This window comes from Siphonobacter sp. SORGH_AS_1065 (assembly GCF_030818595.1).
Taxonomy (GTDB): domain Bacteria; phylum Bacteroidota; class Bacteroidia; order Cytophagales; family Spirosomataceae; genus Siphonobacter.
Genome location: NZ_JAUTAM010000004.1, coordinates 510,893 through 524,544, shown reverse-complemented (window position 1 = coordinate 524,544; position 13,652 = coordinate 510,893). Strand labels below are relative to the sequence as shown.

At 44.8% G+C, this 13,652-nt stretch carries 14 protein-coding genes; 5 read left to right on the top strand and 9 right to left on the bottom strand.

Features of this window, described 5'->3' with window-relative positions; translation table 11 throughout:
* Positions 1 to 69 precede the first annotated feature (69 nt).
* From QE390_RS02915 to QE390_RS02905, 3 genes are all read right to left on the bottom strand, one after another.
* Positions 70 to 594, bottom strand: coding sequence for a thioesterase family protein (locus tag QE390_RS02915; RefSeq protein WP_307141023.1), 525 nt, complete (start codon positions 592 to 594; stop codon positions 70 to 72).
* Positions 595 to 876: 282 nt separating this feature from the next.
* On the bottom strand, positions 877 to 2,091 hold the full coding sequence (locus QE390_RS02910) for an NADH-quinone oxidoreductase subunit D (protein ID WP_307141022.1): 1,215 nt from the start codon (positions 2,089 to 2,091) through the stop codon (positions 877 to 879).
* A gap of 209 nt (positions 2,092 to 2,300) precedes the next feature.
* Positions 2,301 to 3,122, bottom strand: a complete 822-nt coding sequence (locus QE390_RS02905) for a 1-acyl-sn-glycerol-3-phosphate acyltransferase (protein WP_307141021.1) — start codon at positions 3,120 to 3,122, stop codon at positions 2,301 to 2,303.
* 176 nt (positions 3,123 to 3,298) lie between these two features.
* Here QE390_RS02905 and QE390_RS02900 point away from each other — a divergent pair, with 176 nt between their 5' ends.
* The 3 genes from QE390_RS02900 to QE390_RS02890 all read left to right on the top strand — a co-directional run bounded on the left by QE390_RS02900 (position 3,299) and on the right by QE390_RS02890 (position 6,212).
* Positions 3,299 to 3,976: a response regulator transcription factor gene (locus QE390_RS02900; protein WP_307141020.1), complete on the top strand. Its 678-nt coding sequence runs from the start codon at positions 3,299 to 3,301 to the stop codon at positions 3,974 to 3,976.
* 105 nt (positions 3,977 to 4,081) lie between these two features.
* Positions 4,082 to 5,341 carry a HAMP domain-containing sensor histidine kinase gene (locus QE390_RS02895; RefSeq protein ID WP_307141019.1) on the top strand — a complete coding sequence of 420 codons (1,260 nt, stop codon included), beginning with the start codon at positions 4,082 to 4,084 and terminating at the stop codon, positions 5,339 to 5,341.
* Between the two features lie 61 nt (positions 5,342 to 5,402).
* A complete protein-coding gene (locus QE390_RS02890) occupies positions 5,403 to 6,212 on the top strand; it encodes an HAEPLYID family protein (RefSeq protein ID WP_307141017.1) in 810 nt (269 codons plus the stop codon).
* 216 nt (positions 6,213 to 6,428) lie between these two features.
* Here QE390_RS02890 and QE390_RS02885 read toward each other — a convergent pair whose 3' ends face one another.
* The 6 genes from QE390_RS02885 to QE390_RS02860 form a co-directional block, all read right to left on the bottom strand.
* Positions 6,429 to 7,022: an aminotransferase class IV gene (locus QE390_RS02885; protein ID WP_307141016.1), complete on the bottom strand. Its 594-nt coding sequence runs from the start codon at positions 7,020 to 7,022 to the stop codon at positions 6,429 to 6,431.
* Positions 7,023 to 7,390: 368 nt separating this feature from the next.
* Entirely contained in the window at positions 7,391 to 8,377 is a 987-nt protein-coding gene (locus QE390_RS02880) for an aminodeoxychorismate synthase component I (protein WP_307141015.1), read from the bottom strand.
* 76 nt (positions 8,378 to 8,453) lie between these two features.
* A complete protein-coding gene (locus tag QE390_RS02875) occupies positions 8,454 to 9,368 on the bottom strand; it encodes an SDR family oxidoreductase (protein ID WP_106635165.1) in 915 nt (304 codons plus the stop codon).
* Between the two features lie 39 nt (positions 9,369 to 9,407).
* Positions 9,408 to 10,052, bottom strand: a complete 645-nt coding sequence (locus QE390_RS02870; protein WP_307141014.1) for a peptidylprolyl isomerase — start codon at positions 10,050 to 10,052, stop codon at positions 9,408 to 9,410.
* A 65-nt stretch (positions 10,053 to 10,117) separates the two neighbouring features.
* On the bottom strand, positions 10,118 to 11,041 hold the full coding sequence (gene hemC, locus QE390_RS02865; protein WP_307141013.1) for a hydroxymethylbilane synthase: 924 nt from the start codon (positions 11,039 to 11,041) through the stop codon (positions 10,118 to 10,120).
* 23 nt (positions 11,042 to 11,064) lie between these two features.
* Positions 11,065 to 12,192 carry a DNA polymerase III subunit delta' gene (locus QE390_RS02860; RefSeq protein ID WP_307141012.1) on the bottom strand — a complete coding sequence of 376 codons (1,128 nt, stop codon included), beginning with the start codon at positions 12,190 to 12,192 and terminating at the stop codon, positions 11,065 to 11,067.
* 412 nt (positions 12,193 to 12,604) lie between these two features.
* Here QE390_RS02860 and QE390_RS02855 point away from each other — a divergent pair, with 412 nt between their 5' ends.
* Entirely contained in the window at positions 12,605 to 13,078 is a 474-nt protein-coding gene (locus QE390_RS02855) for an Lrp/AsnC family transcriptional regulator (RefSeq protein ID WP_094808287.1), read from the top strand.
* A 132-nt stretch (positions 13,079 to 13,210) separates the two neighbouring features.
* On the top strand, positions 13,211 to 13,621 hold the full coding sequence (locus QE390_RS02850) for a VOC family protein (RefSeq protein ID WP_232793550.1): 411 nt from the start codon (positions 13,211 to 13,213) through the stop codon (positions 13,619 to 13,621).
* Positions 13,622 to 13,652: the final 31 nt, after the last annotated feature.

The following is a 13,652-nucleotide window of genomic DNA, read 5'->3' as shown; positions in this document are numbered from 1 at the left end:
ATTTTAAAATATCCTCGAAACATCGATTCATCCCCAGACGCGATAAAGTCGCGTCTCTACAAAGATGGGTTAATACCGCCCTTCGGCTAAGGCAGTTTTGATCTGTTTAATCCGTTCGTTGAAGGAAACGTTAGGATAATCCACACCTTCTACGGTGGCTATTTTCAAAAAATGGGCAATGTCCTCCTGATGCGTCATGCGTTTGCCATTCAGAACAGAAACGTATTTCATCGTGGACCATAATACATTTTTCAATTCCGTCTTATTCTCATTCGTCATCACGTATTCCGTTACCATCGTATCATCATCGTAATAAATGATACTGGCAATGATGGTCACCCATTCACTAACGCGGGCGGGGCGGACGTAACCAATCTGATGGTTGTACACTACCCAGGCAGATTGATACTTGCGGAAAGGGTAATCTATCGTGAAACCGTAAATCGAAAAAAGCTGGTCTTCGCGGGCGTTGAAGTAATAATCCAGATACTTGGCATTATTCAGATGCTGCATTGGGTCGCAGTCCTGAAAACGAATAAGGGAATGCGATTCAGTTTTTTTAGGGTAATTACGGTCGGGGTCGAGTTGAAACATGAGATATTTTGGGTTTTGAGCGGCCGCCGCTGCGGTTTAGGCTTGGTTTGTATGCTATAACTCCCCGAAGGCTGTTCTTTTGAGTTAAGTATATGCCTTGACTCAAAACGCTAACCCAACTAAGTTATAAACTTCAAAGGAGAATCCACCAGCAATAACTGAAAATTCCCTACCAGGGCAGGAATCGTCAAGAACTATAAATAATTGTGGCTGGTGTTTACACCAGCCACGGTAAATGAAGAACAATAATAACACAAAACTCTAAACCCTAAACACAGAACGCTACCGATCTACCTCGCCCATTACCAAATCCAGCGAACCAATGATGGCTATTAAATCAGCCATTAAAGCTCCGCGACTGATTTCTGAAATAACCGAAAGATTATGATACGAAGGCCCGCGTGACTTCATACGAATGGGAACGTCCGATTTTCCGTCCGTACGAATATAAAAACCTAGTTCACCTTTGGCTCCTTCGCCGCGAGCGTAGAAATCCATAGCTTTCGGACGAATCTTCTTTGGAACAACCGCTTGAGGATCAAAGTCTTTGGTACGAGTATACTTGCCCGTTAGCTGTTCCAGACATTGGTCAATGATTTTAACGGATTCCCAGCATTCCAGCACCCGAACGTAATTCCGATCCCAGCAATCACCGACGGTACCCATTTTTCCCTCACCAATGGGAATATTGAAGTCCAATTCTGGATATACTGAATAGTTATCCACTTTCCGTAAATCCCAGCGTAAGCCCGAACCGCGAAGAACGGGCCCGGTACAACCATAATCAATCGCTAACGGCAGAGGCAATACCCCTACCTTAGCCGTCCGGCGAACGAAGATTTCGTTTTCAATTACCAGTTGCTGTAGCTCAATCAGTTTAGGCTTCACGTAGGTAATAAACTCGCGGCAGCGATCTTCAAAACCCACGGGTAAGTCATAAAACAAGCCTCCAATCCAAATGTAGTTGTAAAGCATGCGGGCACCCGTCGTCCATTCCAGCATTCGCTGAATGTGTTCGCGGTCCCGCATGAGCCAGAGAAAAGGCGTATAGGCCCCAATATCCAGAGCATACGTACCGATGGCGACAAAATGCGAAGCCAGACGGTTCATTTCCGCCACCAAAACCCGGATGTATTCCACCCGCTTCGGAATATCGTTTTCAATGCCCAGCATTTTTTCGATACCCATCACGTAGACGTGTTCGGAATTCATTGCCGCCAGGTAATCCATCCGATCCACAAAGGGAATGGTCTGGTTAAAGGGCAGGTTTTCCGCGTGTTTTTCAAAGCAGCGATGTAGGTAACCCAGGTGAGGAACCACATCGACGATTACTTCGCCATCACTGATGACTTCAAGACGCAGTACCCCGTGAGTAGAAGGGTGCTGAGGCCCCAGACTCAAAATCATTTCTTCCGATCGCAAATCCTCCAGTTTGTACTTGTTGGGATCAGAGCGAAGGTGATTGTCTGGTTTGTATTCGTATTGGATAGATGACATAACGGGAAGGTCAATACAGGATTCTTCAAAATTAGAAGGAAAGCCCGGAATCAGGCCGAAAAAATCCCAGAAAGCAGTAACGTTTTATTGGGTTTGATTTAGTTAGAAAAGGGTTCAACATTCGTTAAATTCTTTTTCTACTTTCAAACGCCTCAAACAAAATCAAACTTCAAACCCTTCTAACCAACTCAAACGTTACTCTAATGACCCTATGACGACGCCTTTTCGGCCTGTTTTTTCACGTACCACTGTTTACCTTCGGGATAGTCCTGTTCCAGAAACTCCTCTACCTTACTGACAATTTCTTCCACACTTAGGTTCGAATCAAAACGAATAGGTTCTTTAAAAGTAACCGAAAGCTGAGTGCCCCGTTTTTTGAGCAATAATCCCTTTTTATCGAATGCCCGGCGGAAACCATTAATCACCACCGGAACCACGATGGGATTGTGATCTTTAATCAAATGACCCGTACCTTTTCGGATTGGGGCGTAAGGGCTGGTGGTACCCTGGGGAAAGCTAATAACCCAGCCATCCGAAAGAGCTAAGCCGATTTTGTCAGTGGCCGAATGATCTACCTCTCGTTTGACATCCTGTCCTTTGGCCCGCCAGGAACGGTTAATGGTAATAGCCCCGGCCTGAGCAAAGATCTTTGGGATCAGGCCGCTGTCTTTCATCGTTTCTGATGCCGCCACGTAATACATCCGGGCCCGTGGAGCGAGTAGGTAAATGGGGAGGCCAATCCAGTTTCGAAAGCCCCATTTTACACTGCAAAAGATGTGATAGAGGCAGGTTGCATCGGCAAAGTAGGTTTGATGGTTGGACAAAAACAGAACGCCGTTTTCAGGTAATTTTTCGAGGTATTCTGTTCCTTGAATTTTGGTTTTATTTACCCACATCAGCCGACTCCAGGTTAGGGAACCCAGGCTGGCGATGAGCAGACGTTTGGTGAAAAAGAGGTTTCCGAAAGGATCACGTTCGAAAAATCCGAACACGTCGACCATCTTCAGAAATTTCCGAATAATAGATTTCATAGGTTCAGATGACGGAATGGATTAATGTTTTCCGGGCAAAGGTGTACATAAAAACTGTATAAGTCCGTGCCAGTTACTCAGGCAGCGGCGATTTACTTGTCTGAAAGCAGGCGTCTAAATTAATTTCAGATTGTTTCCAGAATTTGAACCCAATTTTAAGCTTTAATTCCAATCCAATGAAACTATTATTGATCGAAGACGAGCCCGGACTGTATCAGACGATTTCCAGTTTTTTAATCAACGAAGGTCACGTCTGTGAGCTTGCCACGACCTATGAGGAAGCCGAAGAGAAAATCGGTGTCTACGCCTATGATTGCGTTTTGATTGATATTATGCTTCCCGGCGGTAGTGGGTTGGACTTACTCGAAGAGCTAAAGAAGTTACACAAAACCACGGGAGCCATCGTCATTTCGGCTAAAGATTCACTCGATGATAAACTAAAGGGACTGGATTTGGGAGCAGACGATTACTTGCCTAAACCCTTTCATCTATCGGAGTTGAATGCTCGTTTGCGTTCGGTGTTACGTCGTTTAAAATTTGAAGGGTCGGATGAAATGCAGGTCGGCAGTTTAACGATTGATACTACTGCCCGAACCGTTTTTTATGAGGGAAAAGAAGTGATTCTCAATCGTAAGGAATTCGACCTATTACTCTTCTTCGTGACGAACCAGAACCGGGTTATTAAAAAATCAGCACTAGCCGAACACGTTTGGGGCGATAACATCGACCAGGCCGATTCGTATGATTTTATTTATTCACAAATCAAAAATCTGCGTAAGCGTTTTAGTCAGATGGGTTATGAGTTAAATATTCAAACGGTATATGGGATTGGTTATAAATTTTCGCCCCAGTAAAAACATAGAGACGCAATGGATCGCGTCTGATCCCCTACGATTACCTGTAAACGAGTTCCAATAGCTACCCGAACGCGATCAATCGCGTCACTACAGAGATTTAATATGCGACTATTAACCCGTAGTAATCTGATTAGTACCCTTGTTTTGCTAATGGCTTTGGTTATTAGTGGGCTATATATTTACGATCAGGTAAGCGAAGAAGTACGGGATGAAATTGATGAAGAGCTACAGAACCGAAAGCTGGAAATTCTGGCAAGCTTACCTGCTTCGGGTTACCCTGAAAATTCAACTTTGAAAGCTGATTTTCGCATTAATCCGATTAGTCCTTCAGAATACAAAAAGCTAAAAGAGCATTACGAAGATATTGAAGTCTATGAACTGGTTGAGACCGAAATTGAGCCCCATCGGCAGCTCGTAACCAAATTTGAGCATCAGGGGAAGTATTACCAATTACAGATTGAAACGTCATTGCTGGACTTGGAGGACATGGGTGAGGTGATTACCCGTAGCACAGCCTGGGTTTGTTTAGGACTGGTTCTGTTAGCGTTCATAGTGAATCTTCTCCTGCAAAAAAGGCTTTGGCGATCGTTTTACCAGACGCTTGAGCAACTGAAAAACTTTCGCGTGGATCATCAGGATCATCTACTATTACCCCAAAGCTCAATCTATGAATTTCAGGAATTAACGCAAACCGTAAGCACACTGGCTGAGGTAAACCGGAAATCTTACCAGCAACAGAAACAGTTTGTTGAGAATGCTTCTCATGAGATTCAGACGCCTCTGGCGATAGCTCTGAATCAAACGGAACAGTTAATCCAAAACCCGGATTTAAAAGAAGAAGATGCCTTAACAATTGGGTTATTAACGGAACAACTCGAACGTTTGTCAGCTTTAAATAAGGCTTTGTTATTGATAACGAAGATTAATAATCAGCAGTTTGGAGAGCAGGAATCCGTAGAAGTTAACCCCATGGTGATTCGTCTGATTAATGAATATGAATTTCTGGCGGAAGATAAACAACTGGATATTCAGGTAACGGATGAGGAATCAATCATTGTTCAGGCTAACGAATATCTGATTGAAATTCTGGTTCGAAATCTTATTCGTAATGCCTATTTGCATACGCCGGAAAGTGGTTTTATTAAAGTTCAGTTGAGTCCTAATAAACTGGAAATTCGGAATTCTGCCAGGGCCATTGCAGGTAAAACAGAAGATTTATTTAACCGCTTTACCAAGCAAAGCACGCATCGACAATCGTTGGGGTTGGGTTTATCCATCGTCAAATCCATCTGTGATGCGTACGGCTATCAGCCCAAAATTTCTTCAGATCATGAAGAATTTATGATCAGTATTCAATTCTAGAATTTATTCCAGATTCGTTCCAGAAACGGGTCTGAGCTTTGGCGGTATAATCGACAAAGCCATGAAAAAGCTACTGACCTTCTTCGCTATCCTTTTTGCCTATCATACCCAAGCTCAAACTTCGGATTCCAGCCGGGTATTACCACCGGTAAAACCCGTTAAAATCTCTCACGCCGAACCTCTATACCTGGATTTGGTACGTGATTTAGGAGCCCGCAAAGGCGAACGGGAATGGAACGTAGGAACCTCCTTCAGCAAGCACGGCGGGGCGGCTCACTGGCATCCTTTCGTCGAATATGAATTTGCTCCCATTAACCGGCTGGGCCTGGAAGTAGAAGTGCCGCTACAGGCTCAGGTACCCATGGCAGACGATATCCCGAGCAGTAGTTTGAATATGAAAAGTCTGAAAACTTCCCTGCAATGGACGTACGCGGTGATAGAGCCCTGGCAAACTTCGCTGGCGGTGGGTTATACCAATGAGTTATTAATCAATCATGAGTCGGGAAAGTTGTTTTCGGCTGAATTAGGCTTTCCGTTTATGGTTGCGGCCAAAAAGTGGGGCTCGCAGGTACACACGCTGGTATACGCGGCTCTGGGCGGGGAGAAAAAATGGGGGAAATCGCTGGAGCCAACGGGGTATGAAGTAAACCTGGCTTTGCATTACGTTATTCCGCATAGCAAGGCTTTTGTTGGCGTAGAGTTATACCATAGTCAGAATGGTCCTGTCTATGAAAACGCGATTCGTCCGCAGGTACGCGTTGCTCTGAAGAATAATCTATTGGTAGGGTTTGTAAGCAGCTTTTCGCTGAAAAATTCCGATCCGGTAAGTTCTTTCATTCGGATCATCTACGAGCCAAAGAAACGGAAGTAGGGCAGAAAAAGTGGAGAGTTTTAATAAGTTATCTATTCCAGCCTGTCGTCTCGAACGAAGTGAGAGCACTTACTAAGGTTGTGAAAAGTGACTTAATGATAACAAAGATGCTACTAAAACAACAAGGTTCTTCGCTTTGCTCTGAATGACAAAGAGGGGGCTTACACTAGTAAAAGAGCTGCGATAAACGAATAACAAACACCCACAAACTAATCACTAACGAATGGCTGAAACAGGCAAAGTAGGAGCCTGATGCCATTCGATCATAGCGTTGAAAAGGCGGATTTCTTTAAAATAACGCAAATCGTCAGCGGAGAGTCGTTCAGGAATGATAATTCCGCTGGCTAACAGAGCTGCCCGCCGTGTTCCTAACAGTAGAGGCTGGTGCGGCGTATACCATTCCTGCCCGTCGGATAAAGCAATATTTGTGTAGCTCGTATCGGTAATCAACCCATTTTTTACAATCAACACTTCATCAGCTTTGGCCTGAGCAGTTAACGCGTTCAAAGAGGTACGATCGGAAAATTTGTAGTTATACTCCAATGCATCAGCCGTAACTAACTCCAAACTTTGAATGGAGCGGATGGTGTAAGGAATGAATTCAACCAGTGTAATACCCTCTGACCCGTAAATCACCCGGCACCGGTAAGTCCCTTCAACATCAAGATTTTCAGGAATGGGAATCATCTCCTCTAAATCCCAGCGATCATTCAGACCAAACAATTCCTTCCGACTCCGATGAATCCGTTGCTGGTGGTAATACAGATTTTCCAGTTCTCCCTGATGAAAGCGAATGGTTTCTAGAAGCATTTAGGGTTTAGGGTTTAGGGTTTAGGGTTTAGGGTTTAGGGTTTAGGGTTTAGGGTTTAGGGTTTAGGGTTTAGGGTTTAGGGTTTAGGGTTTAGGGTTTAGGGTTTAGGGTTTGAAAGGGAAAACCCATAAAGGTAAGGGATTTGTTTGAAATGGGAGGTATAACCCCGGAGGGGTTCAATATGGATAGCCCCGGGCTGGATAGCCCCGGATGATAATCCGGGTGTTTCTCTCTTTTTAGGAATCTGCCTTTAAAACGCGAACTCTCCCGCCGTGGCTGGTGAGGACACCAACTACGGCGGAGAGATCGCCCTAAAGGACAATTTGGGTTTGCATTACCTGTAAACAGAAAATGTCAAACACTAAACTCACCAAATCGGCACGTACACCTTATCAATCAACTCTTGGTATTCCTTCATCGATTCACTGCGGAAGGTAAGGCCACCGCCGGAGCGGAAAAAAGTGCCTGACGAAGTTTGCTCCAGAAAACGAATCATCACACCCGTATCCAGATTTTTACCATCAAAAATGCCGACAATTCCCGTGTAATACCCACGTGGTTCGGCTTCGGCTTGCTGAATGATCTCTACCGTTTTAGGTTTGGGAGCCCCCGTAATCGAACCGGCGGGTAATAGTCGCAGGAGCAAAGTACCTAATGCGTCGGTCCAGTTTTCGGGTAACCGACCTTTGATTTCCGAGCTTACCTGCAATAGTGTTTTATCGTGCGTTTGCACTTCATCGATGTAGCGAAAGCGTTCTACCCAACGTTCAGTTGTTACCTGAGCCAGATCATTCCGAATCAAATCCACGATAGTGGCATGTTCGTAGCGTTCTTTTTCGTCGGCTAACAAGTGCTCCCGAGCATTAGGCAGGGCCGCATCCAGCGTTCCTTTCATGGGATAACTGGAAATGGAATCATCCTGAACACGAACGAAAATTTCCGGCGAAAAACAAACGATTTCCTCTACGTCAGAATCATTCGGAAGACGTAACCACACCTTATACTTCGCCTCACTTCGCTGGAAAATTTCCTGAAAACTCAGATTCGTCTCCACGCGAGTACGAGCCGTTAGGTTCGTCAGAAATGAATTCCCGGCTAATAATTCACGATGTACTTTTTGAAACTTCTGATCAAACTCCTCAAAAGAGAGGGGGAATTTGTGAAAATAAAAATCCGAAGAAGCGGAGATGTTTTCTGAGGTGTTTGAAATTCCGTTCAGATTATACCAAACCGAATCCTGCGGCACTTCGGCCAGGGGCCAGAGTAGAGGCCGCCGAAGCTCAAAATCAAGCACAAACAAACAGGGACGACGCTCGCGACCCCAGATGTTCAATTGCTCTTCAATGGTTTTCATGGTATACACCTAACGCAGATGAAGCAGGATTCCGTTCCGAATACCCTGTTTCATCTGCGTCGGTAATCAGTCTACGTTAAACGCGTTCAGCAGTTTGTTCAGCCAAAATAGCGATGCCTTCGGTAAAGCTACGAGGTTCGTAACCCAGCACATTCCGAGCTTTATCAAGGATGAATCCTGTACGGGGAGGACGCTTCGCGGGTTGCGTGAAGGTGCTCGAATCAGCTTCGGTAATAAATGATTTATCCAGGCCAAAGTAATCTGCCGTGGCAATCGCCATTTCGTAAGGCGTCATTACCTCTTTTCCGGAAATATTATAGATGCCTAAAGCTTCTTTATCTGCAATCAGCCAGCAACCCATCGCCAAGTCTTCAGCCAGCGTTGGAGAGCGGAACTGATCCGTAACTACCTTAATCGTTTTTCCCTCTTCAAGTGATTTTTTCACCCAAAGAATGATATTACTCCGACTCATGTCAGCCGCAATGCCGTAGACGAGAACCGTCCGGGCAATGCCCCAGCGAATATTCGAGCGTTTCACCACTTCTTCAGCCGCATATTTACTCCAGCCGTAGAAACTTAAGGGACTAGGAATGGCGTCTTCGGGATAGGGACCGTTTTCACCGTCAAAAATGAAATCGGTAGAGACATGGCACAGGAAGGTATCATACTTTTTACAGGCTTCTACCAGATATTCTACGGCCAGCACGTTCATTTTCCAGCATAATTCTTTTTCGAATTCACACTGGTCCACATTCGTCATCGCTGCCGCATGAATAACCGCGTGGGGCTGAACGGCTTCCATTACTTCAGCTACCTGAGCAGCATCGGTAATGTCCATTTCCCGGTATTCATACCCATCCGTAAAGGGCAGGCGATTGGCCCCGCGAGCGGTAGCAATCAGTTGAACATCTGGGTTTTTATGTAAAAGTGTAATCAGTTTCTGACCCAGTAGGCCATTGGTTCCGGTAATTAAAATCTTTTTGGGAGTCATAGTTGAAGTAAGCGTAGACAGACCTGTAAAGTAGAGAAGTTAACGGGCAAAAACATAACCATATCGACGGGTTATTTTTTTCTTACTCATTTTTTTAGCTGTAACCTTCATCATCGAAATATCAACGTTAGGACGATCGGCTTCATTTCGGGGCTGAGCTGCAATGCTATCCACGGCGGCCATTCCGTCAATTACTTGTCCGAATACGGTATAATTCCCATCTAACCGGGGAGTGCCTCCTTTGGTTTTATAAACTTCTTTCTGAGCATCGGTAAGAGGACGACCGGCCCGTTTAGCCTGCGTTTCCAGGGTTACCTCATCATAGGTTTTCCCCTGAACAATATAAAAATGACAACCCGAAGAGGCTTTGGCCGGGTTATCTTCCCGGGCAGCACCTACAGCACCCCGTTGATGAAACAATTCGGGCACGAACTCTGCCGGAATGGTATAATCCATATCTCCCGAGCCTAGGATCGCGTCGGGCGTTGCTTTTTTCGACTCAGGATCACCGCCCTGAATCATGAAAGTCGGAATGACACGGTGGAATAATATGCCGTCGTAAAAATGCTCTTTTGTTAACTTCAAAAAGTTGGCTTTATGCTTAGGCGTCTGATCAAACAAAATCAGCCGAATAGGGCCGTATTTGGTTTCAATAGTTACCAGTTTTTCCTTTGCGTTGAGCAAAGCTTGGGAGAGCAAGCAACAAAGCTAACCCGAGACCCATCATAGAGGATGATTTTCGCATGGTATTATAAATTGGCTCGTATTTCTCTTACCATATTATTACCTCCCTGAGAGGCGATTTTATCGGCCAGTTTCTGAGCCATACTATTCGCCTGAGCGGTATCAGCAATTTCGGTGCGGCGTAACTCCTTCTGACCATCCAGTGAGACAATCCCAGCCGTTAAGCTAATGCGACCATTCACGTGCGATGCCAGTCCAAACACTGGAATGCTGCAACCGCCCTGTAGGGTAGCCAGAAAAATACGCTCGGCCCGAATGCAGCTTTCCGTTACGGGATCGTTCAGTAACTCACGAATGCGTGCTTTTTTATCTGCGTCCAGGCTAGTAGCACATTCAATGGCTACGCTACCCTGACCGACGGCGGGCGTGAAGGTTTCCGTTGATAAATGCTCGGCAATGTATTCTTCGTAACCCATGCGGTGCACACCGGCGTAAGCCAGAATAAGGGCATCGCAAACACCGCTTTTCAATTTATCCAGACGAGTTTGCAGGTTACCCCGCATGTCTACTACTTTGATGTGCGGGTAATACCGTTTCAGCGTAGCGACGCGACGCGTGCTGGAAGTACCTACCACAAAAGTTTCACCCGATTCCAGCGATAACTCTGGATTGAAACTGATTAATACATCATTGACGGCTTCGCGGGGTGTGAAGGCGATGATTTCCAGGTCATCTGCCAGCGAAGATTGTAAATCTTTAGCAGAGTGTTGGGCAATATCAATGGCACCCGTTCGGAGTTGTTCTTCCAGCTCTTCCGTAAAAACGCCTTTGGAACCAATTTTAGATAAAGAGCGATCCAGAATTTTATCGCCTTTGGTATCAATCACTACGATTTCGGGTTCCATACCACCCAGCCGGAGTTGTTCGGCCACGTATTCGGCCTGCCAGAGGGCCAGCTTCGATCCTCGTGATCCAATTCTAACTTTCATACGTGTATGCTATCAAACAGCCCTTACTTCCGAAGAAGTTTGGCCAGTGTTAATGACAAATCCAGAAAAATCATTTTAGCCCGAACATTTCTTTCCAATTGGAAAAAGGCTGTGTTCAACTCCTCTGTAATCAGAGGTAAGCGTTCGGGGGGAATTACTTTCGAAAAATTCTGAACGAAGGTAAGCTCATCGCCTTCCAGTCGCACAAGAGCTTCCACGCCATTTTGCCAGAGCATCAGATCCCGAAAGACGCTCAGGCTGTATTCCATCATCCCTTTTTGTTGCTCTTTGGGCTGACTATCAAACTCATCGGCCAGTTTTAGCATATCACCAAAGGCTGGAATGCCTCGGTAACAATGCCGCATCCACTGAGCAAACCAGGGATGTTGCTCGTTGCCTTCACCTTTGGCTAGCTCCAGAGCATAACCCAGATTTCCCTCCGAAAGGTACGCTACGTGACGAGCCTGCTTTTCTTCCGTTCCCAGTTTTTGCTGAATATAAGATGATACTTCCGTTTCAGTAAAGGCAGGAATGCCAATGCGTTGGGTACGGGAAATAATGGTGGTGAGTAGACGATTGGCATCGGTGCAAACCAGTAGGAAAATGGTCTTAGCGGGTGGTTCTTCCAGAATCTTCAGCAAAGCATTGGCCGAATAGACATTCAGTAACTCAGGTTGCCACAGAATGAGAATCTTGTATTCACCTTCGTAGGCTTTCAGTGAAATTTTTCGGATAACGTTACGGGCTTCTTCCGCCGAAATATTACCCTGCCGATTCCCTTCTACGCCAATAAACGTCAACCAGTCGGACAGCGTGCCGAAAGGATGAGCGTCGATGAACTCCCGCCACAAGGGCATAAAAGCATCCGATTCATTATTCTTGATTTTCTTGGTTACCGCTACCGGAAAGATATAATGTACATCCGGGTGAGCCAGTTTTTTCATCTTCACGCAGGAAGCACAACGCCCGCAGGAATCGTCTTCCTGCCGGTCTTCGCAGTTCAGGTACGTGGCATAAGCCAGAGCCAGAGCCAGATTCCCACTGCCTAAAGGCCCATGAAATAGCTGGGCGTGGGCAACATGCTGACTCTTGACGGACTGAATCAGGGTGTTTTTTAAATCTGATAAACCGGGGACTTCTCGAAAAAACAAGGATGTAATAAATAGATGATCCCTACAAAGGTAAGGCCTGGAACCCGCATGTCGGCACGGAAAAGGACAAAGAGAAAATCTTAATTTTTTAATAATTACGTAACCAAATAAAAAATAAGGCAACGAAAGCAGTTTAATTAATTATTCCGTTAAATGCTATGAAAAGCCAGTGAAAATAGACGACATTTGCAGCCCTTTGAAGAAAAAGGGCCTTTCTACGCTGAAAATCAAGTTCATAAAGGAAACATATTTGTTTAGTAGATAGCTTTTTTATTGGGATTTTACACTAATTTTTTAGGATTAAAAAAAATTATATTTTACGATTGTGCTTATCCGCGGTATTTTTATGAAATTTGCCAGCGAAAGTCAGGCTATCCACCAAATAATATTTTCGCTTACTGCGTACTACCATATGAACACACTTCAGAAACTGGATCACATTGATCGCAAAGTCCTTGAAATACTGCAATCCAACGCAAAAATTACCAATGCTCAACTCTCGAAAGAAATTGGTTTATCGCCTGCTCCAACGCTGGAACGGGTAAAGAAATTAGAAACGTCAGGGATTATTCAGAGTTACCACGCTCAACTCGATCGTGAGAAAGTAGGGCTGGGAGTAACGACTTTCGTTCAGATTACGCTGGTTGGTCACAAAAAGCAGGTAACAGATTCTTTCGTTGAGAAAATCAATGAAATTCCCGAAGTAGTAGAATGCCACCACATCACGGGTTCTGGCGACTTCCTGTTAAAGGTGATTTCAAAGGATATTGCTTCGTATCAACGCCTGATGCTGGAAAAAATCAACGAAATCGAAGAAGTAGCCAGCACGCAAACCATGGTAATTTTGTCGACATTCAAAGAAAGCAAAGTATTACCTATCCCTTGATAAGTAAGAGTTTTAGCTTTTTACAAAGTCGTTATCTGAGAGTCAAAATTCAGGTAACGATTTTTTTATACCTCTCAAATCTATAGTCACATGTTATTTCGTTTCCTTTTTATCATAATCTGCTTCACAGGTATGAGTAGGGCTGCTTTTGCTCAGGAGAAATTAGGCATTGTCAAACATAATCACCTGGCTTTGCAAGTGGCTGATCTACCTGCTTCTACCAAATTCTATTCCGAAATTCTGGGTCTTGAGCGGCTGGAAGTCCCTGATAATCTCAAAGCGATCCGCTCCTGGTTTAAAATTGGCCCAGATCAGCAGATACATTTATTGGCCGGTCGTACAGTTCCGGTGAATAATGATCGAAATGGTTCTCACTTTGCTGTCTTTGTGGAGTCGATGGATCAAGCAGAAGCTTTTCTGAAAAGTAAGGGCTTAGCTTATCACGCTCAGGTTCGTTTTGATGGAGTGAAACAGATTTACTTACCCGATCCTGATGGTTACTTGGTGGAATTGAACGAGTGGAAAGACCCTGCGAAGAAATGATTTTCGCTGATATTAACAATCAGTTATATAC

Excerpts from the sequence above, each read along its gene's own strand:
- QE390_RS02915 (WP_307141023.1), bottom strand. The coding sequence starts at position 594 with ATGTTTCAACTCGACCCCGACCGTAATTACCCTAAAAAAACTGAATCG.
- QE390_RS02910 (WP_307141022.1), bottom strand. The coding sequence starts at position 2,091 with ATGTCATCTATCCAATACGAATACAAACCAGACAATCACCTTCGCTCT.
- QE390_RS02905 (WP_307141021.1), bottom strand. The coding sequence starts at position 3,122 with ATGAAATCTATTATTCGGAAATTTCTGAAGATGGTCGACGTGTTCGGA.
- QE390_RS02900 (WP_307141020.1), top strand. The coding sequence starts at position 3,299 with ATGAAACTATTATTGATCGAAGACGAGCCCGGACTGTATCAGACGATT.
- QE390_RS02895 (WP_307141019.1), top strand. The coding sequence starts at position 4,082 with ATGCGACTATTAACCCGTAGTAATCTGATTAGTACCCTTGTTTTGCTA.
- QE390_RS02890 (WP_307141017.1), top strand. The coding sequence starts at position 5,403 with ATGAAAAAGCTACTGACCTTCTTCGCTATCCTTTTTGCCTATCATACC.
- QE390_RS02885 (WP_307141016.1), bottom strand. The coding sequence starts at position 7,022 with ATGCTTCTAGAAACCATTCGCTTTCATCAGGGAGAACTGGAAAATCTG.
- QE390_RS02880 (WP_307141015.1), bottom strand. The coding sequence starts at position 8,377 with ATGAAAACCATTGAAGAGCAATTGAACATCTGGGGTCGCGAGCGTCGT.
- QE390_RS02875 (WP_106635165.1), bottom strand. The coding sequence starts at position 9,368 with ATGACTCCCAAAAAGATTTTAATTACCGGAACCAATGGCCTACTGGGT.
- hemC (WP_307141013.1), bottom strand. The coding sequence starts at position 11,041 with ATGAAAGTTAGAATTGGATCACGAGGATCGAAGCTGGCCCTCTGGCAG.
- QE390_RS02855 (WP_094808287.1), top strand. The coding sequence starts at position 12,605 with ATGAACACACTTCAGAAACTGGATCACATTGATCGCAAAGTCCTTGAA.
- QE390_RS02850 (WP_232793550.1), top strand. The coding sequence starts at position 13,211 with ATGAGTAGGGCTGCTTTTGCTCAGGAGAAATTAGGCATTGTCAAACAT.